19 protein-coding genes and 1 pseudogene are annotated in these 21,527 nt (G+C 64.4%); 13 read left to right on the forward strand and 7 right to left on the reverse strand.

What is annotated here, in order from left to right; all coding sequences use genetic code 11:
* Nucleotides 1-95: 95 nt before the first annotated feature.
* Nucleotides 96-506 carry a PA2817 family protein gene (locus AR540_RS12650; RefSeq protein WP_059229423.1) on the forward strand — a complete coding sequence of 137 codons (411 nt, stop codon included), beginning with the start codon at nt 96-98 and terminating at the stop codon, nt 504-506.
* 58 nt (nt 507-564) lie between these two features.
* Here AR540_RS12650 and nfuA read toward each other — a convergent pair whose 3' ends face one another.
* The 3 genes from nfuA to AR540_RS12665 form a co-directional block, all read right to left on the reverse strand.
* Nucleotides 565-1,149 (reverse strand): Fe-S biogenesis protein NfuA, encoded by a 585-nt coding sequence (gene nfuA, locus AR540_RS12655; RefSeq protein ID WP_007158397.1) that lies wholly within the window; start codon nt 1,147-1,149, stop codon nt 565-567.
* Between the two features lie 272 nt (nt 1,150-1,421).
* Nucleotides 1,422-2,387: a sensor domain-containing diguanylate cyclase gene (locus tag AR540_RS12660; RefSeq protein WP_059229424.1), complete on the reverse strand. Its 966-nt coding sequence runs from the start codon at nt 2,385-2,387 to the stop codon at nt 1,422-1,424.
* Nucleotides 2,388-2,389: 2 nt separating this feature from the next.
* Nucleotides 2,390-3,400 carry a response regulator gene (locus AR540_RS12665; protein WP_153014234.1) on the reverse strand — a complete coding sequence of 337 codons (1,011 nt, stop codon included), beginning with the start codon at nt 3,398-3,400 and terminating at the stop codon, nt 2,390-2,392.
* Between the two features lie 231 nt (nt 3,401-3,631).
* Between AR540_RS12665 and metH the strand changes: the two genes are divergently transcribed.
* Nucleotides 3,632-7,342, forward strand: coding sequence for a methionine synthase (gene metH, locus AR540_RS12670; protein WP_059229427.1), 3,711 nt, complete (start codon nt 3,632-3,634; stop codon nt 7,340-7,342).
* Nucleotides 7,343-7,435: 93 nt separating this feature from the next.
* Nucleotides 7,436-8,563: a PQQ-dependent sugar dehydrogenase gene (locus AR540_RS12675; RefSeq protein ID WP_059229430.1), complete on the forward strand. Its 1,128-nt coding sequence runs from the start codon at nt 7,436-7,438 to the stop codon at nt 8,561-8,563.
* A 35-nt stretch (nt 8,564-8,598) separates the two neighbouring features.
* Here AR540_RS12675 and AR540_RS12680 read toward each other — a convergent pair whose 3' ends face one another.
* A complete protein-coding gene (locus tag AR540_RS12680; RefSeq protein ID WP_059229432.1) occupies nt 8,599-8,901 on the reverse strand; it encodes a DUF1883 domain-containing protein in 303 nt (100 codons plus the stop codon).
* 86 nt (nt 8,902-8,987) lie between these two features.
* On the opposite strand from AR540_RS12680, the gene AR540_RS12685 reads away from it, so the two are divergent.
* From AR540_RS12685 to AR540_RS12725, 9 genes are all read left to right on the forward strand, one after another.
* Nucleotides 8,988-10,016, forward strand: coding sequence for an RNA methyltransferase (locus AR540_RS12685; protein ID WP_059229435.1), 1,029 nt, complete (start codon nt 8,988-8,990; stop codon nt 10,014-10,016).
* Nucleotides 10,017-10,117: 101 nt separating this feature from the next.
* Nucleotides 10,118-10,522, forward strand: a complete 405-nt coding sequence (locus AR540_RS12690) for a hypothetical protein (RefSeq protein WP_059229437.1) — start codon at nt 10,118-10,120, stop codon at nt 10,520-10,522.
* 51 nt (nt 10,523-10,573) lie between these two features.
* On the forward strand, nt 10,574-11,596 hold the full coding sequence (locus AR540_RS12695) for a YncE family protein (RefSeq protein ID WP_059229439.1): 1,023 nt from the start codon (nt 10,574-10,576) through the stop codon (nt 11,594-11,596).
* Nucleotides 11,597-11,745: 149 nt separating this feature from the next.
* Nucleotides 11,746-12,603, forward strand: a complete 858-nt coding sequence (gene efeU, locus AR540_RS12700) for an iron uptake transporter permease EfeU (RefSeq protein WP_059229441.1) — start codon at nt 11,746-11,748, stop codon at nt 12,601-12,603.
* Nucleotides 12,600-13,799, forward strand: a complete 1,200-nt coding sequence (gene efeO, locus AR540_RS12705; protein WP_082706994.1) for an iron uptake system protein EfeO — start codon at nt 12,600-12,602, stop codon at nt 13,797-13,799. Before efeU ends, efeO (AR540_RS12705) begins: the two co-directional genes overlap by 4 nt.
* Nucleotides 13,796-15,085: an iron uptake transporter deferrochelatase/peroxidase subunit gene (gene efeB / locus AR540_RS12710; protein ID WP_059229443.1), complete on the forward strand. Its 1,290-nt coding sequence runs from the start codon at nt 13,796-13,798 to the stop codon at nt 15,083-15,085. Before efeO (AR540_RS12705) ends, efeB begins: the two co-directional genes overlap by 4 nt.
* A 21-nt stretch (nt 15,086-15,106) precedes the next feature.
* Nucleotides 15,107-15,922, forward strand: coding sequence for an iron uptake system protein EfeO (gene efeO, locus AR540_RS12715; protein ID WP_059229444.1), 816 nt, complete (start codon nt 15,107-15,109; stop codon nt 15,920-15,922).
* Between the two features lie 202 nt (nt 15,923-16,124).
* A complete protein-coding gene (locus AR540_RS12720) occupies nt 16,125-17,783 on the forward strand; it encodes a nitrite/sulfite reductase (protein WP_059229447.1) in 1,659 nt (552 codons plus the stop codon).
* Complete coding sequence (locus AR540_RS12725; protein ID WP_059229449.1) at nt 17,767-18,267, forward strand: DUF934 domain-containing protein; 501 nt, start codon at nt 17,767-17,769, stop codon at nt 18,265-18,267. The genes AR540_RS12720 and AR540_RS12725 overlap by 17 nt, the downstream gene beginning before the upstream one ends.
* Nucleotides 18,268-18,328: 61 nt before the next feature.
* Here AR540_RS12725 and AR540_RS12730 read toward each other — a convergent pair whose 3' ends face one another.
* Complete coding sequence (locus AR540_RS12730) at nt 18,329-19,321, reverse strand: YhdH/YhfP family quinone oxidoreductase (RefSeq protein WP_059229451.1); 993 nt, start codon at nt 19,319-19,321, stop codon at nt 18,329-18,331.
* 51 nt (nt 19,322-19,372) lie between these two features.
* On the reverse strand, nt 19,373-20,398 hold the full coding sequence (sohB, locus tag AR540_RS12735; protein WP_059229453.1) for a protease SohB: 1,026 nt from the start codon (nt 20,396-20,398) through the stop codon (nt 19,373-19,375).
* Between the two features lie 262 nt (nt 20,399-20,660).
* On the opposite strand from sohB, the gene AR540_RS12740 reads away from it, so the two are divergent.
* Nucleotides 20,661-20,972 (forward strand): SCP2 sterol-binding domain-containing protein, encoded by a 312-nt coding sequence (locus tag AR540_RS12740; RefSeq protein WP_058765123.1) that lies wholly within the window; start codon nt 20,661-20,663, stop codon nt 20,970-20,972.
* A 165-nt stretch (nt 20,973-21,137) separates the two neighbouring features.
* Here AR540_RS12740 and AR540_RS25410 read toward each other — a convergent pair.
* A pseudogene (locus AR540_RS25410) lies at nt 21,138-21,459 on the reverse strand (hypothetical protein).
* Nucleotides 21,460-21,527 lie beyond the last annotated feature (68 nt).

Below are 21,527 nucleotides of genomic sequence, written 5' to 3' on the forward strand. Positions count from 1 at the left end.
TAACCCCGGCAGAGGGCAAAGGTTCGATCCTAGTCGAACCAGACAATATCGGACAGTGCCCCTATACTGCGCAGCCGCTTTTTCAGGAGACACCCATGGCCACTTCCTATCTCGATCACCACGTTGCCCTCCTCGCCCAGCTGCGCGCGGTCCTGGCCGACGTCGGTACGGCCGAGCAGGTGCCCTCGGAGAATCACGCGCTGTTCCTCGATCGCTTCGATGAGCTGGTCGCCGGGCTGCCCAAGGCACCCGAGGAATACGCCTATCTCGGTCAGGATCTGCTCAGCCAGATCTTCAGCCGCTATCCGCAGATCGCCCATCGCGTCCCGCGCGACCTGCTGTGGTTCTTTGGTGGCGACTGCCTGCACTTCATGCCGGACGAAGAACTGGCGCTCTATCAGCATTTGGACGAGCGCCGCCATGAGGCGGAATCCCGAGGCGAAACCTTCGACTGGGCGCAGGAGCAGCGACTGATGGCGTTGCCGGATGACGCAGCACGCCACTGAAACGCCGGAGGGCTATCGACCTGATCGATAGCCCTCCATGGCCACGAGAATTGCTCTATTAGTAGTAGGCGTTTTCGCGATTGGTGTGGTCGGTCACGTCGCGTACGGCGGTGAGTTCGGGGATCCGTTCCAGCAGGGTGCGCTCGACCCCATCCTTGAGGGTCAGGTCGACCTGGCCGCAACCCTGGCAGCCGCCGCCGAAACGCAGCACGGCAACGTTGTCGTCGACGATATCGACCAGGCTCACCATGCCACCGTGGCTGGCGAGCCCGGGGTTGATCTCGGTCTGCAGGTAGTAGTCGACGCGCTCGTTGAGCGGGCTGTCCTCGTTGACCATGGGCACCTTGGCGTTGGGCGCCTTGATGGTCAGCTGACCGCCCATGCGGTCGGTGGCGTAGTCCACCAGGGCGTCTTCGAGGAAAGGCTGGCTGATGGCGTCGATATAGGCGGTGAAGCTCTTCAGACCGATGGGCTGGTCATCGGGCTTCTCTTCGCCAGGCTTGCAGTAGGCGATGCAGGTCTCGGCGTACTGGGTGCCGGGCTGGGTGATGAAGATACGGATACCGATCCCGGGGGTGTTCTGCTTTTCCAACAGGTCGGCCAGGTAATCCTGAGCCGCGTCGGTAATGGTGATGGCGCTCATGGTCACTCCTCAACAGGTGTGACAAGTTTACGCCACCCCACCCCTGGACGAAAGCCCTAGTGAAACAGTCGGATAATCGACGCTAAGCCTGTTCAAAGGCTGGCTCGAAGGGTGAGCACCAGCGAATCAAAGACCTGAGGAAGCGAACCGGGCTCGCGTGCGAGTTTACGAGGGGTGAATGAGCATTCCGGCGGGGCCGCCTAGGTAGGGCTGGCGATCCAGGGTCTTGCCAATGCCGCCTGGCCGTCGTGCAGCAGCCTGTGAACAGGCTTTCAGTCCAGGCTGTGCACGAAGCTGGTTACTCGATTGCGCCCGCCATGCTTGGAATCGTACAGCGCCTTGTCGGCCTGCTGGATCATCTGTTCGTGGTTGCCCAGCGGCACGGAGAGGTCGGTGATGCCAATGCTGATGGTGAAGTTCAACGGCGTTCCCAGCACGTCCAGGCGCATCGCCTCGACGGCTTCGCGCAACCGCTCGGCGAGCAGCCGCGCACCGTCGACGCCGGTATCGAGCAGCACGATGCCGAACTCCTCGCCGCCGTAGCGGCCAGCGATGTCGGCGGTGCGGACATGGGTCTTGATCATCCCGGCCAAGGCCTTGATCGCCTGGTCGCCCACGGCGTGGCCGTAGATGTCGTTGATGCGCTTGAAGTGATCGATGTCGAGCATCATCAGGGCCATGCGGCCGCCATAGCGCTGGTGCCGGGCGAATTCCTCGGTGAGGCGCTCCTCCCAGTAGCCGCGATTGGCCAGGCCGGTGAGCCGGTCGGTACGCGACAGTTCCTGCAGCTTGTCGTTGGAAAGCTCCAGCTGGCGCTTGTTGATGGCGACGTCGGTAACGTCGTAGATCACCACGCAGATGTGAGCGATGGCGCCGGTGGAATCGCGCAACGGCAACAGGGTCACGTTCTGGTACATGAAGGCTTCCACACCGGTGATCGGCTGGTAGCTCTTGAAGTGGACCAGGTAGGGGCGCTGCTCCCAGATCGAGAACGCCCGGGTCCCCAGCAGGACCACACTCTCGGCCTTGGCGCGGAACCAGGCTTCGTCGATCTCGGCGAAGACGGCGAACAGCGATTGCTGGCTGACCTCGCCGAGAATCCGCCCGGAATGGTTTTCCATGAAGCTGTTCCAGACCTCGATGCGGTACTCGAGGTCGAGCACCACGACGCCGACGTCGATGTTCTGCACGATGTCCAGTAGCCAATGGAGCTCATTGATGTCGATCTGTGCGGCCATGCTCAACTCATCAGGTAGCCGATCTTGCGGGTGATGCGCTTCACCGAGTCCTCGGTGAACAGCAGCAGCAGATCGAAGTGGACGTTATGGCCTTCCAGGCTGTAACTGAGTTCGACCGCCAGGGTCTTCTTCCAGCGGGTCTTGTTGACGACGATGAGCTCGTCGATGGACGCATGGTGACCGAGGATGGTGGGATGGCCTTGGGAGAAGCGGATGTCGAACTGCTCCGCGATGCCGGCGAGGCAGGCGCCGATGATGATGCTCGACAGGTCCAGCAGCATCTCGATGTCGCCGGACTCCCCTGCCTCGCGCCAACGCACCAGGCGTGACATGTCGTGGAGTTCGGAGTCATGGAAGATCAGCAGGGCTTCGCCGGCGATACCCTCGCCGATGTAGCCCTGGCACACCGCGCTGAGTCGATCCTCGCGCTGGGCATCCACCAGCGTCATGTGCAGCTCGCTGACTTCCAGGATGTTGACGTTGGGAATCGGCAGCTGGACGAACACATCCAGCGCCTTGGCCAGCAGGGCCCCGGCGCGGCCCATGGAGACGTTGACCACCTCGCGCAGGGCATCGCGGAAACTGACCTGCAATTCCGGGCGCTCGATCGGCTCGGTGGATTCCGCCGCTGCCGCCGCATTGGCGCTATAGAGGCCATGGCGCTCGAGCACCTTGGCGAGTTCGCCAGGATCGGCCGGTTTGCGAATGAAATCCAGAGCGCCCAATTCGCGGACGCGAGCGACGGCCTGCTCCTGGACGTCGCCCGAGACCACGATCACCTTGACCGGCAGGCCTTCGCTACGGATGGCCGCCAGGGTGCCGTAGCCGTCCAGGATCGGCATGGTCAGGTCCAGCAGCATGACCTGGCCGAGCCCCTGGCGCAGTGCGGTCAGGGCCTCTTCGCCATTGGTAGCCTGGGTGATGGATACGGCCCAACCCTCCGGCAGGGAGCGAACCAGCTGCTTGCGCGCCATGTTCGAGTCGTCACAAATCACCAGAGGAATCACGGCCACCTTCCATGACGCAGTTTTGACGCACAGTAAACGTCGGTCACTGCACAGTAAAGCAGGTCGTGCCGCGCCTGCACGCCACTGGCGCCGGACGCCGCGTCCCGCTGGCATGAACGGCGCCCCAGGGCTGCATGAGCGGCACTCATCTTCAGCGGATGCTGGCCACCGGCCTGGCCCCGGCTTTTGCTATGCTGCCGCCCTTCGCCAGTATCTCTTCATCTTTCTGGAACGCCCATGACCGATCGTAGCTCTCGCCTCGCCGCCCTCCGCCAAGCCCTCGCGCAGCGCATTCTCATCCTCGACGGCGGCATGGGCACCATGATCCAGAGCTATCGGCTGGAAGAGGCGGACTACCGCGGCGAGCGCTTCGCCGACTGGCCGAGCGACGTCAAGGGCAACAACGACCTGCTGCTGCTGACCCAGCCCAGGATCATCGCCGAGATCGAGAAGGCCTACCTGGATGCCGGCGCCGACATCCTCGAGACCAATACCTTCAACGCTACCCGCGTCTCCCAGGCCGACTATGGCATGGAGGAGGTCACCTACGAGCTGAACCTGGCCGGTGCCCGGGTCGCCCGCGAGGTGGCCGATGCCAAGACGCTGGAGACGCCGGATCGGCCGCGCTTCGTCGCCGGCGTACTCGGCCCGACCAGCCGCACCTGCTCCATCTCTCCGGACGTCAACAACCCTGGCTATCGCAATGTCACCTTCGACGAGCTGGTGGAGAACTACACCGAGGCCACCCGTGGCCTGATCGAAGGCGGAGCCGACCTCATCCTGATCGAGACCATCTTCGATACGCTGAACGCCAAGGCGGCCATCTTCGCCGTCCAGGGCGTGTTCGAAGAGGTCGGCATCGAGCTGCCGATCATGATCTCCGGCACCATCACCGACGCCTCCGGCCGTACCCTGTCGGGCCAGACCACCGAAGCCTTCTGGAACTCCGTGCGCCACGCCAAGCCGATTTCCGTGGGGCTCAACTGTGCCCTGGGCGCCAAGGAACTGCGGCCCTATGTCGAGGAACTGGCGACCAAGGCCGACACCTTCGTCTCCGCCCACCCCAACGCTGGCCTGCCCAATGCCTTCGGTGAATACGACGAAAGCCCCGAGCAAATGGCGGTGGTGGTCGAGGAATTCGCGGCCAGTGGCCTGCTCAACATCGTCGGCGGCTGCTGCGGCACCACCCCGGCGCACATCCGGGCCATCGCCGAAGCGGTCGCCAAGCATCCGCCGCGCCAGCTGCCGGAGATTCCCAAGGCCTGTCGTCTCTCCGGCCTGGAGCCCTTCACCATCAGCCGCGAGTCGCTGTTCGTCAACGTCGGCGAGCGCACCAACATCACCGGCTCGGCCAAGTTCGCCCGGCTGATCCGCGAAGAGAACTATGCCGAGGCCCTGGAAGTGGCCCAGCAGCAGGTGGAAGCCGGCGCCCAGGTCATCGACATCAACATGGACGAGGGTATGCTGGACTCGAAGGCGGCCATGGTCACCTTCCTCAACCTGATCGCCTCCGAGCCGGACATCTCCCGGGTGCCGATCATGATCGACTCCTCCAAGTGGGAGGTGATCGAGGCCGGTCTCAAGTGCATCCAGGGCAAGGGCATCGTCAATTCCATCTCCATGAAGGAAGGTGTCGAGGCCTTCATCCATCACGCCAAGCTGTGCAAGAGATACGGTGCGGCGGTGGTGGTCATGGCCTTCGACGAAGACGGCCAGGCCGATACCGAGGCGCGCAAGAACGAGATCTGCGCCCGCTCCTACGACATCCTGGTCAACCAGGTCGGCTTCCCGCCGGAAGACATCATCTTCGACCCCAACATCTTCGCCGTGGCGACCGGGATCGAGGAGCACAACAATTACGCGGTCGATTTCATCAACGCCTGCGCCTTCATCCGCGACAACCTGCCCTACGCCCTCACCTCCGGCGGTGTATCCAACGTCTCCTTCTCGTTCCGCGGCAACAACCCGGTGCGCGAGGCCATCCATTCGGTCTTCCTCTACCACGCCATCCAGAACGGCCTGACCATGGGTATCGTCAATGCCGGCCAGCTGGAGATCTACGACGAGATCCCCGCGGCGCTGCGCGAGCGGGTCGAGGATGTGGTGCTCAACCGCACCCCGGCGGGCACCGACGCCCTGCTGGCCATCGCCGACGACTACAAGGGCGGTGGCGCGGTCAAGGAAGCCGAGACCGAGGAGTGGCGCGGCCTGCCGGTGGGCAAGCGGCTGGAGCATGCGCTGGTCAAGGGCATCACCACCTATATCGTCGAAGACACCGAGGAGTGCCGCCAGCAGTGCGCGCGCCCCATCGAGGTCATCGAGGGCCCGCTGATGAGCGGCATGAACGTGGTCGGCGACCTGTTCGGCTCGGGCAAGATGTTCCTGCCCCAGGTGGTCAAGTCCGCCCGGGTGATGAAGCAGGCGGTGGCGCACCTGATCCCCTTCATCGAGGCAGAGAAAGGCGACAAGCCCGAGGCCAAGGGCAAGATCCTCATGGCCACGGTCAAGGGTGACGTCCACGACATCGGCAAGAACATCGTCGGCGTGGTGCTGGGCTGCAACGGCTACGACATCGTCGACCTGGGCGTGATGGTCCCGGCGGAAAGGATCCTGCAGACCGCCATCGCCGAGAAGTGCGACATCATCGGCCTATCCGGCCTGATCACCCCCTCGCTGGACGAGATGGTCCACGTCGCCAAGGAGATGCAGCGCCAGGGCTTCACCCTGCCGCTGATGATCGGCGGCGCCACCACCTCCAAGGCCCATACCGCGGTCAAGATCGAACCGCAGTACAAGAACGATGCCGTGGTCTATGTCACCGACGCGTCGCGCGCCGTGGGCGTGGCCACCCAGTTGCTGTCCAAGGAACTCAAGGCCGGCTTCGTCGAGCGCACCCGCGCCGACTATGTCGAGGTGCGCGAGCGTACCGCCAATCGCAGCGCCCGCACCGAACGCCTGTCCTATGAAAAGGCCGTGGCCAACAAGCCGGCCTTCAATTGGCTGGGCTACCAGGCGACCAAGCCGAGCTTCACCGGCACCCGGGTGCTGGAGGACATCGACCTGGCGGTACTGGCCGAGTACATCGACTGGACGCCCTTCTTCATCTCCTGGGACCTGGCCGGCAAGTACCCGCGCATCCTCACCGACGAGGTGGTGGGCGAAGCGGCGACCGCGCTGTTCCACGACGCCCAGGCGATGCTCAAGAAGCTGATCGACGAGAAGCTGATCAAGGCCCGCGCCGTATTCGGCTTCTGGCCGGCCAACCAGGTGCGGGACGACGACCTGGAGGTCTATGGCGAGGATGGTCAGCCGCTGGCCACCCTGCACCATCTGCGCCAGCAGACCATCAAGCCCGAAGGCAAGCCCAATCTCTCCCTGGCCGACTTCGTCGCGCCCAAGGAAACGGGCGTGACCGACTACGTGGGCGGCTTCATCGTCACCGCCGGTATCGGCGCCGAGGAACTGGCCAAGGACTACGAGCGCAAGGGCGACGACTACAACTCCATCATGGTCAAGGCCCTGGCCGACCGCCTCGCCGAAGCCTGCGCCGAGTGGCTGCACGAGCGGGTGCGCAAGGAGCACTGGGGCTACGCCGCGGACGAGACCCTGGACAACGAGGCGCTGATCCGCGAGCAATACAAGGGCATCCGCCCCGCCCCCGGCTACCCGGCCTGCCCCGACCACACCGAGAAGGCCACCCTCTTCGCCCTGCTCGACCCCGAGGCACGCTTCAACGAGGCCGGTCGCAGCGGCGTCTTCCTCACCGAGCACTACGCCATGTTCCCGGCAGCCGCCGTCAGCGGCTGGTACTTCGCCCACCCCGAGGCCCAGTACTTCGCCGTGGGCAAGATCGACAAGGATCAAGTGGAGCGTTACACGGAGCGTAAGGGCCAGGAGTTGGCGGTGACAGAGCGATGGTTGGCGCCGAATTTGGGGTATGACAACTAATCCGGCAGACGCCTCAGGTAACAAAAACGCGCTCCTTTTCGCTGGCGTCCCTACTAGGGTGTAGGGACTTCCAACGACGAGGATCGCGTGCCCATGAGAGGCCTTACCCTAGCCGCCTGCAGTCTCCTGCTCGGTTTTGCCACCCTGAACGCCAGCGCCGCGCCCCAGGCACTCTCCCAGGAGCAGTGGCCCTTCACCGCCACGCCCCGGGCTACCCTGAACGCGCCCTGGGCCATCGCCTTCCTGCCGGATGGCACCGCCCTGGTCACCGAGAAAGGCGGCGTCCTCAAGCACCTGAACGTGCAGACCGGCAAGGCCCAGGACATCGGCGGCGTGCCCAAGGTGGTCGCCGCCGGCCAGGGTGGGCTGGGCGATGTCATCCTGCATCCGCAGTACGCCAGCAACCGACTGATCTACCTGAGCTATGCCGAGGCCGGCGAAGATGGCACCCAGGGTGCTGCAATCGCCCGGGCCAGGTTGACGCTGAAGGAAGACGGCAGCGGCTCGCTCAGCGAGCTCGAGGTGATCTGGCGGCAGACGCCCAAGGTCACAGGCAATGGTCACTATGGCCATCGGATGAGATTCGGGCCGGATGGCAAGCTGTGGATCACCTCGGGCGAGCGGCAGAAATTCACGCCGGCGCAGGACATGACCGGCAACCTCGGCAAGATCATCCGTCTCAACGACGATGGCAGCGTCCCAGCGGACAACCCCTTCGCCCAGCAAGGCGGCGTAGCAGCTCAGGTGTGGTCGCTGGGCCATCGCAATCCGCTGGGCGTCGCCTTCGACGCCCAGGGTCACTTGTGGGAACAGGAGATGGGCCCCCAGGGCGGTGACGAGTTGAATCTGATCCAGCGCGGCGGCAATTACGGCTATCCGGAGGTCTCCAACGGCGACCACTATGGCGGCAAGCCGATCCCGGATCACTCGACCAACCCGAAATTCATCCCGCCGAAGATCACCTGGACGCCGGTGATTTCTCCTGCGGGCCTGATGATCTACGAAGGCAATCGTTTCCCTGCCTGGAAGGGCAATGCCTTCATCGGTGGCCTATCGTCCAAGTCGCTGGTGCGGATCGAGCTCAAGGGCGAAGAGGCGCGGGAGGTGGAGCGCTATGCCATGGGCACGCGCATCCGCGATGTCGAGGAAGGTCCCAACGGCAGTCTCTGGGTCTTGGAAGACGGCGCCAACGCGCGACTGCTGGAGCTGCAGCCGAAGTGACGGCCAGGGTCGCTCCTCTATGGGCGACCCTTGACTCAACGCAGCTCGGAAGGCGAGCGGCGGACGATCTTGATGGAGTGCTTGATGTCGGGCTTGCGCGTCACGCTGATCGGCCGCTTGGTGACGGTGTCCAGGGTGATGTTCCAGAAGCCGGTGCTGGGCACGGTAATGCGCGCCGGAAAGGTGTCGAAGGCGCCGCCGTGGTAACTATGGCGGCCGCCATTCTTGAAGCTGCGGAAATTGGCATCGTTCATCAGGCGGATGTTGCACACCCCCGAACTCTGGATGACGACCAGGTCGCCCTCGTTGAGATGCTCGCGCTGGTGGATGAACTTCATGACGGGTCCTCGTCTTGCAAAGGGCTAGGATAGCATCCCTGCCCTGGCCTATTATCGCCGCCCGCCCCCCGACCTGCCGTTTTCCCATGCGTATTTCCGATGTCGTCCAACTGCTCGCCGATGCCGGCGCCAAGCCCAAGCACAGCGCCCGCATCCTACGCGCCTGGTGTCAGGGCCTGCCACTGGATACCGGCACCCGGCGCCAGCACGCGGAGAACTTCCTGCCACTGGAGGTGCGCAAGGCCATCCCCGAGCTGACCGCGCGGCTGGAAGGGCTGGCACGGATCACCTCGGAGCACCCGGGTGCCGATGGCTCGGCGCGGATGCTGGTGACCCTGGCCGACGGCCAGGCGGTGGAAAGCGTGCTGCTGCCCCGCGACGGTCTCTGCGTGTCGTCCCAGGTCGGCTGCGCGGTGGGCTGCGTCTTCTGCATGACCGGCAAGAGCGGCCTGCTGCGCCAGGTGGGCAGCGCCGAGATCGTCGCCCAGGTCGCTCTTGCCCGCCGGATAAGGCCAGTGAAGAAGGTGGTGTTCATGGGCATGGGCGAGCCGGCCCACAACCTGGACAACGTGCTGGACGCCATCGACCTGCTGGGCACGGCCGGCGGTATCGGCCATCGCAACCTGGTGTTTTCTACCGTCGGCGATCCGCGGGTGTTCGAGCGCCTGCCCCGGCAGGCCGTCAGACCGGCGCTGGCGCTGTCGCTGCACAGCACCGATGCCGAGCGTCGGGCCCGGCTGCTGCCCAGGGCGCCCCGCTATGAGCCGGGCGAGCTGATCGAACAGGGCGAAGCCTATGCCCGGCTTATCGGTTATCCGATCCAGTACCAGTGGACGCTGCTCGCCGGCATCAACGACAGCCAGGAGGAGATGGATGAACTGCTGCGGCTGATGAAGGGCAAGTACGGCGTGCTCAACCTGATTCCCTACAACAGCCTGGAAGTGGACGACTACCAGCGCCCGGACGGCGAGCGCATCGTGCAGATCGTGCGCTACCTGCACAGCCGCGGTCTACTGACCAAGGTGCGCAATTCGGCCGGGCAAGACGTCGATGGCGGCTGTGGCCAGTTGCGGGCCCGCGCCGAAGTGCTGCGGCCGCGTCGGGTCACCGCCTGACCGATCGTCCCGCGAGCGCCTCCGCCTATCAGGTCCGGCGGAACGTCCGGGTGGCACGCCCCTCAGACTGCTTTCGCCACTTTAAGAGGGAAGCTTTCGCCATGCAGGACCGCAGCTATCGCCATGATCCTTTCATCGCCGGCCTGAAGGAGCGCCTCCCGGAAGAGTTGCGGGACTCCTTCACGGAGGAGCAACTGGAGGCATTGAAGCTGGCGTTCGGCACGCGCAGCTGGGGCAAGCACAGCATCGACCTGCGCGGCACCCTCAAATTCTGGCATCGCCGCTATTACTTCGTCGTCCTGGCCGGGCGCAACTACCGGCAGCTCTCGCGCCTGGAGCAGGAGCTATCGCTGCTCGGCAAGGCCACGATGCTGGCGGTGATCCTGCTGGCCTGCGGCCTGGTCGGGCTGGTGTTGCTCTATCTGCTCAAGTCCGCGCTCGGCATCGACATCCTGCCGGATTATCACGTGGGACTTTGGGACTGGTTCAAGGGTCTGTTCGAGTAGCACGGATTCGCACGACCCTGGCAGGGAGGCTTGCCTACCGGGAGACCTCCTATGCCCCACCTGAATCGCCGCCAGACCCTCGGCCTGCTCGCCGCCAGTGCTGCCCTGCCCTTGCTGGGCAGCTATCCGCTCCGCGTCCTCGCGGCGAACACCGAGTATCTCGCCCTGGTCGAGAAGGAAGCGCCTGGCGTCGGCTTCTACCGCCTTACCGACGGCGAGCGCGTCGGCAGCCTGGAGCTGCCTGCGCAACCCCACGAGATCGTCGCCGATCGCCAAGGGCGCTATGCCTATGTCGGCCAGTACGGAGTCAAGAGCTGGCAGGCGCCTGGCGAAGGGGGGCATCAGGTCAGCGTGATCGATCTCGCCGAACGCCGCCTGGTGAGATCCATCGAGCTGTCGCCCTATCACCGCCTGCACGGCATGCGCCTGGATGACCAGGGTCGCCTCTATGTGCTCAGCGAGACCGATTCGCTGCTCATCCGCTTCGACCAGCCCGCGACTGCCGAGTACCCCAGCCAGATCGTCCCGGTGGGCGGCACCCGCAGCCACTACTTCGTACTGACCCGTGACGGGCGCCGTGCCTATGTCGCCGATACCCTGAGCGGCCTGGTGATCCTGGTGGATACCCACAATCCCGCCGTCCTGCCGGTGAAAAGACTGCTTGGCCAGGCGCCAGAAGGCTGCTGCCTGAGTCCGGACGAGCGCGTCTTCTATGTGCTGGATCGCTTCGCCGGCATCCTCCATGCGCTGGACGCCCGCGACCTCGCCCCCATCAGCCAGGCCAGGTTGCGCGGAGAAGCCGTACGCGTAGTCGCCCTGCCGGATGGTCGGCTGCTGGTCTCCAACCTGGCGGACAAGAGTCTGTCACTGCTCAGGCCCGACACCCTGGCCGAAGTGGCCTATCTGCCCATGGGCAGTGCCGTACCGGGGCTCAACCTCGCCCCCGACGGCGAGCGCCTGTTCGCGGCACTGGAAGACAACCAGCTGGCGGTGGTCGATCTGCGTAACTGGCGCGAGGTCCGGCGCTTCGCCACAGGTAAGGCGCCCGACACCGCCGTGGCCTTCCGCAGCTGAGCCCAAAAGCGCGCGCCAGTCGTCTTTGTGCAGACCTGGCGAGCGGTCGCACGAGAATCATCCTCATTTAACAAACCGAATCATTGTGATACAAAGTGCCGATTGCGAAGGGCGTTCGCTCTTTCTCTTCTCAGGCGGTGATCCACTCCATGCTCGTCCCTTTCCTGATCATGCTCCGCGAAGGTATCGAGGCGGCGCTCATCGTTGGCATCATCGCCAGCTATCTGCAACGCACCGGGCGCGGCCACTGGATGCCGGCGGTGTGGATCGGCGTGATGCTGGCGGCAGCCCTTTCGCTCTTCGTCGGCGCCGGCCTGCAGCTGGCCAGCGCCGAGTTTCCACAGCGCCAGCAGGAGCTGTTCGAAGCGGTGGTCGGTCTGGCCGCGACCGCCATTCTGACCTCCATGGTGTTCTGGATGCGCAAGGCAGCGCGTTCCATCAAGAGCGAACTGCACGAATCCCTGGAGAACGCCCTGTCCGCCTCGCGTAACCAGGTCTATGCCCTGATTGGCATGGTGTTCCTGGCAGTCGCCCGTGAAGGGCTGGAAACCGTGTTCTTCCTGCTGGCCATCTTCCAGCAGAGCGCCGGTCCGGGTGCCCCGCTGGGTGCCCTGCTGGGGCTGATCATCGCCATCGCGGTGGGTTATGGCCTCTACACCGGCGGCGTGCGACTGAACCTGGGCAAGTTCTTCCGTTTCACCGGGCTGTTCATCCTGTTCGTCGCGGCCGGCCTGTTCACCAACTCGATCAAGGCGCTGCATGAAGCCGGCTTGTGGAATTCGCTGCAGCAGGTGCTGTTCGACTGGAGCCACGTGCTGCCCGCCGACGGCCCGGTTGGCACGGTGCTGGCCGGCATGTTCGGTTACCAGGACACCCCGACCGTGAGTACCCTCGGCGCCTACCTGCTGTTCCTCGCCGTCACCCTGCCGCTGTTCTTCCGCACTCCGGCACCGTCGCGCCCGGCCGCGTCGAATCCTTCCACCGCTTCGCTGGAGCGCCAGCCGTGAACGCACCGAACGCCAACCTGCCGAAGAAAACCTCGCCGGCACTGCGCCTGGCCCTGTTCGGCTCCGCGAGCCTACTGATCGTGGCGGCCGCGGCCTTCTACTACGCCTCGCGCTCGGCGGGCGAGCGTCACGCCGCCGTGGCCGACGGCGAAATCAAGGTCGACATCCTGGCCAATCGCTGCGAACCTAATGCCCTCGAAGTGCCCGCGGGACCGGCCCGCTTCCGCATCGTCAACCGCTCGGACCGCGCGGTTGAGTGGGAGATTCTCGACGGCGTCCTGGTGGTCGAGGAGCGCGAGAACATCGCCCCCGGCCTCAGCCAGGTAATCAACGCCACCCTGGCCCCCGGCGACTACGCCATCACCTGTGGCTTGCTGAGCAATCCACGGGGGACGTTGAAGGTACTCCCCACCGCCGCCTCGGAAGCCGCCAGCAAGGCCGGCCCGACCCTGACCCAATTCATCGGGCCGCTGTCGGAATACCGCGTCTACCTGAATCAGCAGAGCCGCCTGCTGTTGCAGGGCATCAGCGCCCTGCAGCAAGCCCTGGCCACCGGCGACCTGAACCAGGCACGTACCGCCTACGCCGCCGCCCGCCTGCCGTACCAGCGCCTGGCCGCCACCGCCCAGCGCTTCGCCGAGCTGGACAATCGCCTCAACGCCCGCGCCGACTACTACGAAAAGCGCGAGCAGGATCCCGCCTTCGGTGGCTTCCACCGCCTCGAACAAGGGTTGTTCGCCGCCAACAGCACGGCCGGGCTGGAGCCCGTCGCCGCGCGCCTGCAGCAGGACGCCGTCGCGCTGCGCGACGCCCTGCTCGGCCAGTCACTGCCGCCGGAGCAACTCAGCGGCAACGCTGCGCGCCTGCTGCACAATCTGGCCACCACGCGCATTTCCGGTGAGGAAGAGCGCTACAGCCAGCTCGTGCTGCCCGGCTTCGCCGCGAACCTGGACGGCACTCGCAAGATCATCGACCTGCTGCGGCCGCTGTTGAGCAAAGGCCACCAGGACCTGCAGCAGCGACTCGACAGCCAGGTCCAGGCCTTCGCCACGGCCCTGGGCGATCAGCGGCGTCCCTATGCCAGCCTCTCCAGCGAAGAACGCAACCGTATCGCCGCAGCGGCCCAGGCCCTGGCCGATACCCTCGACCAGGTAGCCCCTGCCCTCGGCCTCGCCGCGACCAAGACCTCGTCATGAAGAAACCTTCCGATCAGCCCAATATCGACCGTCGCCGGCTGCTGGGCGGCCTCGGCGCCACCGGCCTGGCCCTGGCCGGCGCCGGACTCTGCCCGATGCATGCCCAGGCCGCCAGCACCGCCGAGGTGACCCGTGCCCCCGGTAGTGCCAACACCCATCAGCGTCAGGAGTTCTTTGGCCGGCACCAGAGCGGCATCGTCACTCCGCGCCCGGCGGCCGGCATGGTCGTGGCCTTCGATGTCCTGGCCAGCGATCGCGAAGACCTGGAGCGGCTGCTGCGTACCCTCGACGAGCGCATTCGCTTCCTCATGCAGGGCGGTCCCGTGCCCGAGGTGAACCCCAGGCTACCGCCACTGGATTCCGGCATCCTCGGCCCCGTGGTGACGCCCGACAACCTCACCATCACCGTCTCGGTGGGCGAATCCCTGTTCGACGACCGCTTCGGCCTGGCGGCGGCCAGGCCCAAGCACCTGCAGCGCATGACGGGTTTTCCCAACGATGCCCTGGAAGCGGACTGCTGCCATGGCGATCTCTGCCTGCAGTTCTGTGCCAATACCCCCGACACCAACATCCACGCCCTGCGCGACATCGTGAAGAACCTGCCCGACCTGCTGGCGATCCGCTGGAAGCAGGAAGGCAGCGTGCCCGTGCAGGACCCGGTACCCGGCAAGCCCGTGGAGAGCGCACGCAATTTCCTCGGCTTCCGCGATGGCTCGGCCAACCCCGACTCCACCGACCAGCGGGCCATGGACCATATCGTCTGGGTCCAGCCTGGCAACGGCGAGCCCGCCTGGGCCGCCCAGGGCAGCTACCAGGCGGTACGCATCATCCGCAACTTCGTCGAGCGCTGGGATCGCACGCCGCTGCAGGAGCAGGAAGCCATCTTCGGTCGGCGCAAGGCCAGTGGCGCGCCCATGTCGGGCGGTCACGAAACCGACGTACCGGATTACGCCAGCGATCCCAAGGGCCAGGTCACGCCGCTGGACGCCCACATCCGCCTGGCCAACCCACGCACCCCGGAGAGCCAGCGCAATCTCATCCTGCGCCGGCCCTTCAACTACTCCAACGGCGTGCGCAGGAACGGCCAGCTCGACATGGGCCTGCTGTTCATCGCCTACCAGGCCGATCTCGAGCAGGGCTTCATCGCCGTGCAGAAGCGCCTGGATGGCGAGCCGCTGGAGGAATACATCAAGCCCATCGGCGGCGGTTACTTCTTCGTCCTGCCGGGCATCACCGATCCAAAGGATTACCTCGGCCGCAGCCTCTTGGCCGCTGCGCAGTCTTGAACCCTCGACAGGAGAAGTCGAATGAAACGCTCGTTCCTCGCCGTTGCCCTCGGTCTGGCGCTCAGCGCGCCGGTGTTCGCCGCCAATTCGCCACTGGACCTGGTCGGCCCCATCTCCGACTACAAGATCTACGTCACCGACAACCTGGCCAAGCTCACCGAGCAGACCGAGGCCTTCACCGCGGCGGTCAAGCGCGGCGACCTGGCCACAGCGCGTAAGCTCTATGCCCCGACCCGGGTGTCCTACGAGCAGGTGGAGCCCATCGCCGAACTCTTCAGCGACCTGGACGCCGCCATCGACTCACGGGAAGACGATCATGAGCAGGGGGTGAAATCCGAGGACTTCACCGGCTTCCACCGCCTGGAATACGCCCTCTTCACCCAGAACACCACCGAAGGCCAGGGCCCCATCGCCGACAAGCTGCTGAGCGACGTCAAGGACCTGCAAAGCCGGGTCGACGGTCTGACCTTCCCGCCGGAGAAGGTGGTGGGCGGTGCTGCGGCCCTGATGGAAGAAGTCGCGGCCACCAAGGTATCGGGCGAAGAAGAGCGCTATAGCCACACCGACCTCTATGACTTCCAGGCCAACGTCGATGGTGCCAAGAAGATCGTCGACCTGTTCCGCCCACAAATCGGGAAGCAGGACAAGGCGTTCGTCGCCAAGGTCGACAAGAACTTCGCCACCGTCGACAAGATCCTGGCCAAGTACAAGACCAAGGATGGCGGCTTCGAGACCTACGACAAGGTCAGCGAGCGTGATCGCAAGGCTCTGGTCGGCCCGGTCAATACCCTGGCCGAGGATCTGTCCACCCTGCGTGGCAAGCTGGGCCTGAATTAGGTACCCCATGGGCGGTGTCCGGCACCGCCCCTCCCCACCGCTTATCGCCAGAATAGATTTATATATAAAGAAACATCGCTTTTAAGCATATAGCCCTGCTGCTATCGTTCACGGCCTAGAAAAGTCGCTAGCGCCCTCCTTGTGAGGTGCCGAAGACTTCGATCACGCGCAGCCGTGCGCGCCGCCTGACAGCAGGATGACCATGTACGTTTACGATCAGTACGATCAGCGGATCGTCGAAGAACGTGTCGCTCAGTTTCGCGACCAGACCCGCCGCTTCCTGGCCGGAGAGCTGGGTGGCGAGGAATACCGCCCGCTGCGCCTGCAGAACGGCCTCTACATCCAGCGCTATGCGCCCATGCTGCGTGTCGCCGTGCCCTATGGTCTGCTGAACACCACCCAGGTGCGCAAGCTGGCGCAGATCGCCCGCGACTACGACAAGGGCTACGCCCACATCAGTACCCGCCAGAACTTCCAGTTCAACTGGCCGGAGCTGGAAGACGTGCCCGAGATCCTCGCCGAGCTGGCCAGCGTGCAGATGCACGCCATCCAGACCAGCGGCAACTGCATCCGCAACACCACCACCGACCAGTTCGCCGGCGTCGCCCATGACGAACTGATCGATCCGCGCCCCTGGTGCGAGATCATTCGCCAGTGGTCGACCTTCCACCCCGAATTCGCCTTCCTGCCGCGCAAGTTCAAGATCGCCGTCAACGGCGCCGCCCTGGATCGCGCTGCCATCGAGGTGCACGACATCGGCCTGGAAGCGGTGCGCAACGAGGCCGGCGAGCTGGGCTTCCGCGTGCTGGTCGGCGGCGGTCAGGGCCGTACCCCGCATACCGGTGAATTCATCCGTGAATTCCTGCCCTGGCAGCACCTGCTCAGCTACCTGGAAGCCACCCTGCGGGTCTACAACCGCTACGGTCGCCGCGACAACAAGTTCAAGGCGCGCATCAAGATCCTGGTCAAGGCCCTGGGTGCCGAGGTCTTCGCCGAGAAGGTAGAAGCCGAATGGGCCCACCTCAAGGACGGCCCCATCACCCTGACCGAGGCCGAGGTAGCGCGGGTTTCCGCTTTCTTCGTCGATCCGCCCTATGCCGAGCTGCAGGACCTGGACGAGGCCCTCGCCCGCCTGGACGCCGAGCATCCCGGCTTCGCCCGCTGGCGCCAGCGCAATACCTTCCGCCACAAGCGTCCGGGCTATGTTGCCGTGACCCTGTCGCTCAAGCCCACCGGCGTAGCCCCGGGTGACGTCACCGACCGCCAGTTGGACGCCATGGCCGACCTGGCCGATCGCTACAGCTTCGGCGAGCTACGCACCTCGCACCAGCAGAACGTCATCTTCGCCGACGTCCGCCAGGACCAGTTGCTGGAACTCTGGCACGAGCTGCGCGAACACGGCTTCGCCACGCCCAACATCGGCCTGCTGACCGACATGATCTGCTGCCCGGGCGGTGACTTCTGCTCCCTGGCCAACGCCAAGTCGATCCCCATCGCCGAAGCCATCCAGCGCCGTTTCGACGACCTGGACTACCTGTTCGACATCGGCGAGCTGGACCTGAACATATCCGGCTGCATGAACGCCTGCGGCCACCACCATGTCGGCCACATCGGCATCCTCGGCGTGGACAAGAAGGGCGAGGAGTTCTACCAGGTTTCCCTCGGCGGCGACGCCGGCCGTGATGCCACCCTGGCCAAGATCCTCGGTCCCTCCTTCGCCCAGGACCAGATGCCCGAGGTGATCGGCAAGCTGATCAACGTCTACGTCGAGCAACGCACCGAAGACGAGCGCTTCATCGACACCTACCGTCGTATCGGTATCGACCCCTTCAAGGAGCGCGTCTATGCAAAGAATCATTAAGGGCGATCAGCTGGTCACCGACAACTGGCACCTGCTGCCCAAGGACGTCGCCCTGGCAGACGTCCCCAACAGCGACGACGTGATCATCCCGGCCGCGCTGTGGCTGGAGCACGGCCATGCCCTTACCTGCCGCGATGGCAAGCTGGGCATCTGGCTGGACAGCGACGAAGAGCCCGAGAGCATCGCCGGCGACCTGGAGCATTTTGCGCTGATCGCCATCAACTTCCCCGCCTTCGTCGATGGCCGTGGCTATTCCTATGCCCGCCTGCTGCGCGAGCGCTTCGGCTGGACCGGCGAGCTGCGCGCCATTGGCGATGTGCTGCAGGATCAGCTGTTCTTCCTCAAGCGTTGCGGCTTCGACGCCTATGTAATCCGCGCCGACCGCGATCCGGAAGCGGCACTCAAGGGTCTGCGCGACTTCAGCGAGACCTATCAAGCCGCGGTCGACGAGCCCCAGCCACTGTTCCGCCGTCGCCAGGCCTGATCGGCCCTCGATCAGACAAAAGAAAACCCGCCGCGGCGGGTTTTCTTTTGCTTGCTCGGCGCTAACCCAGGTTGACCACCACACGCCCCACCATTTTTCCGGCCAGGATCTGGCTGATGGTATCGGGAAGCTCCTGCAGGCCGATCTCCCGGGTCAGGCTGTCCAGGTCGTCCAGTTTCCACTGCACCGATAGCTTGTCCCAGAGGGCAGCCTTGGCCATCAGCGGCAACTCGACGGAATCGACGCCCAGCAGATTCACCCCGCGCAGGATGAAGGGAAAGATTCCGGCTTCGAATTTGGTGCCGGCGGTCATCCCGCAGCAGGCCACGCTACCGCCGTATTCCAGCGACTTGATGACGTTGAACAGGATGTCGCCACCGACCGTATCCACCGCGCCCGCCCACTGCTGATCCAGCAACGGCTTGCCGACGCCATCGGCCAGGGTCGCCCGGTCGAGGATCTGCCGGGCGCCGAGGCGATGCAGCCACTCGGCGCGTTCCAGCTTCGCCGTGGACGCCGCCACGTGATAGCCGAGCCTGGCCAACAACTTGACCGCCAGGCTGCCCACGCCACCGCTGGCGCCGGTGACCAGCACCGTGCCCGCCTCGGGGGTCAGCCCCATCTGTTCGAGCTTCTCGACGCACAGCGCCGCGGTCAGGCCAGCGGTGCCCAGCACCATGGCCTCGCGCAGGCTCAGGTTGTCCGGGCGGCGAATCACCCAGGCGGCTGGCACACGGATGTACTGGCCGAAGCCACCGGCAGTGTTCATGCCGAGGTCGTAGCCGGTGACGATGACCTCGTCCCCCACGGCGAATTCAGCCGCGCTGGAAGCCTCCACCACGCCAGCCGCATCGATGCCGGGGGTATGGGGATAGCGCCGGGTCACGCCGCGGTTGCCGATGGCCGACAGCGCGTCCTTGTAATTGAGTGAGGAGTAACGCACCCGGACCAGCACCTCACCCGCAGGCAGGTCGTCCAGGGTGCGGCTCACCACCTCCTGACGGAAGGCACCGTGGGGCCCTTCGGTCACCCAGAGTGCCTGGAAATCGCTCATCGCTGTTCCTCCCTCGAAATCTTGTTATGGGGTCGGCAAGCCTTGTGTAGCTCAGCGCCAGCGGGTCGACTCGGAGAGCCGCTCCCACCAGGTAGTCACCAGCCGATCCACGCCGAGGCTGGCCGCCATGCCCAGGCGTTCGGGCAGCGACTTCTTCTCGACGAAGCGTACGGCAAAGACATCCACGACCTGCGCGCGTTCGGCCAGGTACTCGTCACTGGTGCGCAGTTCGTCCACCAATTGCTTGCCCAGGGCGGCCTGGCCCAGCCAGACCTCGCCCGTGGCGACCTCTTCGATGTTGAGCTGCGGCCGGTAGTGAGCGACGAAGTTCTTGAACAGTTCGTGGGTGGTTTCCAGGTCGTCCTGGAATTTCTCCTTGCCCTTTTCGTCGTTCTCGCCGAACACCGTGACGGTGCGCTTGTATTCGCCGGCGGTGAAGACTTCGAAGTCCACGTCATGCTTCTTCAGCAGGCGATGGACGTTGGGCAACTGGGCGACCACGCCGATGGAGCCGAGGATGGCGAAGGGCGCGCTGAGGATGCGGTCGCCGATGCAGGCCATCATGTAGCCACCACTGGCCGCCACCTTGTCGACGCAGATGGTCAAAGGCACGCCGGCCTGGCGGATACGTGCCAGTTGCGAGGCGGCCAGGCCGTAGCTGTGCACCAGTCCGCCACCGCTCTCCAGCCGCACCACCACCTCGTCCTTGGGTGTAGCCAGGGTAAGGATGGCGGTGATCTCGTTGCGCAGGTGCTCGTTGGCCGTGGCCTTGATGTCGCCGTGAAAGTCCAGCACATAGACCCGCGATTTGCCGGTTTCGCTCTTGCGCTTGCTCTTCTCGGCCTTGGTTTCGCGCTTGCGCAGCGCCTTGAAGGCCTCCTTGCCCAGCACGCTCTGCTGCAATCTCAGGCGCAGGTCGCGATAGACGTCGTTGAGCTTCTGGACCTGCAGCTGTCCGCCCGCTCCACGGCGATTACGTCCGCGAATGGCCGCGGTGAAGAGCAGCACGGCGAGGATCGCCACCACCAGGGTGACGGTTTTGGCCAGGAAACTGGCATAGTCGGCAAGAAACTCCACGGACTCTCCTAGAATGGCGGCAGCAATGCCCTGCCCAGCATACCGAGTCGCCAGGCCGATAGAAACTCGGCAGCCACCGGCCGGCCATCCGGTCAGGGCAATGGCTTCGTCGGGCTGGTTCGAGGCCTGCCTCCCTGGCATTCAAACAAGCGTATGAATATTCGTTGACAGGGCACCTGTCGCCCCCTACCCTCGGTCGAGTATCCCAGCCAGGGCCACCACGGACCTGGCCTCATCGAAGAAGACCACAAGGACCCTCGCCATGAGCGCAGCCGATGCCATCGCTACCCTGAAGAGCAAATTCGACCCCTCCGCCGCGGCCGGCCTGGATCTCACCTATCAGTTCGACGTCGAGGGCGGTGACAACTACTACGTGGTCATCAAGGACGGCACCTGCGACGTCCAACAGGGCGACGCTGCCGATCCGGATTGCACCCTGATCATGGACCAGGCCACCCTGGCTGGCATCGTCAGCGGCGAGACCGACGGCATGCAGGCCTTCATGTCCGGCAAGCTGCGCGTCGAAGGCAACATGATGCTGAGCATGAAGCTGGGCGAACTCTTTCCCAACTAAACGCCAGTCATGAAAAAAGCCGGGCAATCGCCCGGCTTATTTCATGCTCTTTTTAAGACCCTGAATCAAGTGTAAATCGAACCAGCTATTGCCGCCCTCAGAGGGTGGTTTGAGCTATAACTGACCCATTGAAGCAATTCGCGCCGCCAACAGCCACCCGCCAACTCAGCCCCTAAAAACTATTGCGTCATTTAGGGCAGACTCGACCGCACGAATGTCTGACTCTTCATTACTGCTAAGAGCGGTAGTTTCTCCAGATGAAGTAGTTAGGATTAGCTTGTACTCGCATACTGGGCTTAATAGCGCGATACATTTTAATACCGAGAACAAGCAAGCCCACACCTATCGTAGCCATCAGCCAATGAGACTTTAGATCGCCAACCCCAATAAAGAAGAGTGCAAGACCAACGAAAAACACAATCACAGCGTTGGATTTTGATGGAGTTTTATCGGCTGAACCAACCTTTACGGAGCTGACCGAGGCCATTGCATAGGTTTTCTGATTCACAATGAATCGCGTATTCGTAACCTTAATACTGCTTGACGTATAAAAGG

Source organism: Pseudomonas sp. EpS/L25 (genome assembly GCF_001512295.1).
Lineage (GTDB): Bacteria > Pseudomonadota > Gammaproteobacteria > Pseudomonadales > Pseudomonadaceae > Chryseomonas.

What these genes read in the sequence shown, in the direction of transcription:
- AR540_RS12650 (WP_059229423.1), top strand. Translation starts at nt 96, where the DNA reads ATGGCCACTTCCTATCTCGATCACCACGTTGCCCTCCTCGCCCAGCTG.
- nfuA (WP_007158397.1), bottom strand. Translation starts at nt 1,149, where the DNA reads ATGAGCGCCATCACCATTACCGACGCGGCTCAGGATTACCTGGCCGAC.
- AR540_RS12660 (WP_059229424.1), bottom strand. Translation starts at nt 2,387, where the DNA reads ATGGCCGCACAGATCGACATCAATGAGCTCCATTGGCTACTGGACATC.
- metH (WP_059229427.1), top strand. Translation starts at nt 3,632, where the DNA reads ATGACCGATCGTAGCTCTCGCCTCGCCGCCCTCCGCCAAGCCCTCGCG.
- AR540_RS12675 (WP_059229430.1), top strand. Translation starts at nt 7,436, where the DNA reads ATGAGAGGCCTTACCCTAGCCGCCTGCAGTCTCCTGCTCGGTTTTGCC.
- AR540_RS12680 (WP_059229432.1), bottom strand. Translation starts at nt 8,901, where the DNA reads ATGAAGTTCATCCACCAGCGCGAGCATCTCAACGAGGGCGACCTGGTC.
- AR540_RS12685 (WP_059229435.1), top strand. Translation starts at nt 8,988, where the DNA reads ATGCGTATTTCCGATGTCGTCCAACTGCTCGCCGATGCCGGCGCCAAG.
- AR540_RS12690 (WP_059229437.1), top strand. Translation starts at nt 10,118, where the DNA reads ATGCAGGACCGCAGCTATCGCCATGATCCTTTCATCGCCGGCCTGAAG.
- AR540_RS12695 (WP_059229439.1), top strand. Translation starts at nt 10,574, where the DNA reads ATGCCCCACCTGAATCGCCGCCAGACCCTCGGCCTGCTCGCCGCCAGT.
- efeU (WP_059229441.1), top strand. Translation starts at nt 11,746, where the DNA reads ATGCTCGTCCCTTTCCTGATCATGCTCCGCGAAGGTATCGAGGCGGCG.
- efeB (WP_059229443.1), top strand. Translation starts at nt 13,796, where the DNA reads ATGAAGAAACCTTCCGATCAGCCCAATATCGACCGTCGCCGGCTGCTG.
- efeO (WP_059229444.1), top strand. Translation starts at nt 15,107, where the DNA reads ATGAAACGCTCGTTCCTCGCCGTTGCCCTCGGTCTGGCGCTCAGCGCG.
- AR540_RS12720 (WP_059229447.1), top strand. Translation starts at nt 16,125, where the DNA reads ATGTACGTTTACGATCAGTACGATCAGCGGATCGTCGAAGAACGTGTC.
- AR540_RS12725 (WP_059229449.1), top strand. Translation starts at nt 17,767, where the DNA reads ATGCAAAGAATCATTAAGGGCGATCAGCTGGTCACCGACAACTGGCAC.
- AR540_RS12730 (WP_059229451.1), bottom strand. Translation starts at nt 19,321, where the DNA reads ATGAGCGATTTCCAGGCACTCTGGGTGACCGAAGGGCCCCACGGTGCC.
- AR540_RS12740 (WP_058765123.1), top strand. Translation starts at nt 20,661, where the DNA reads ATGAGCGCAGCCGATGCCATCGCTACCCTGAAGAGCAAATTCGACCCC.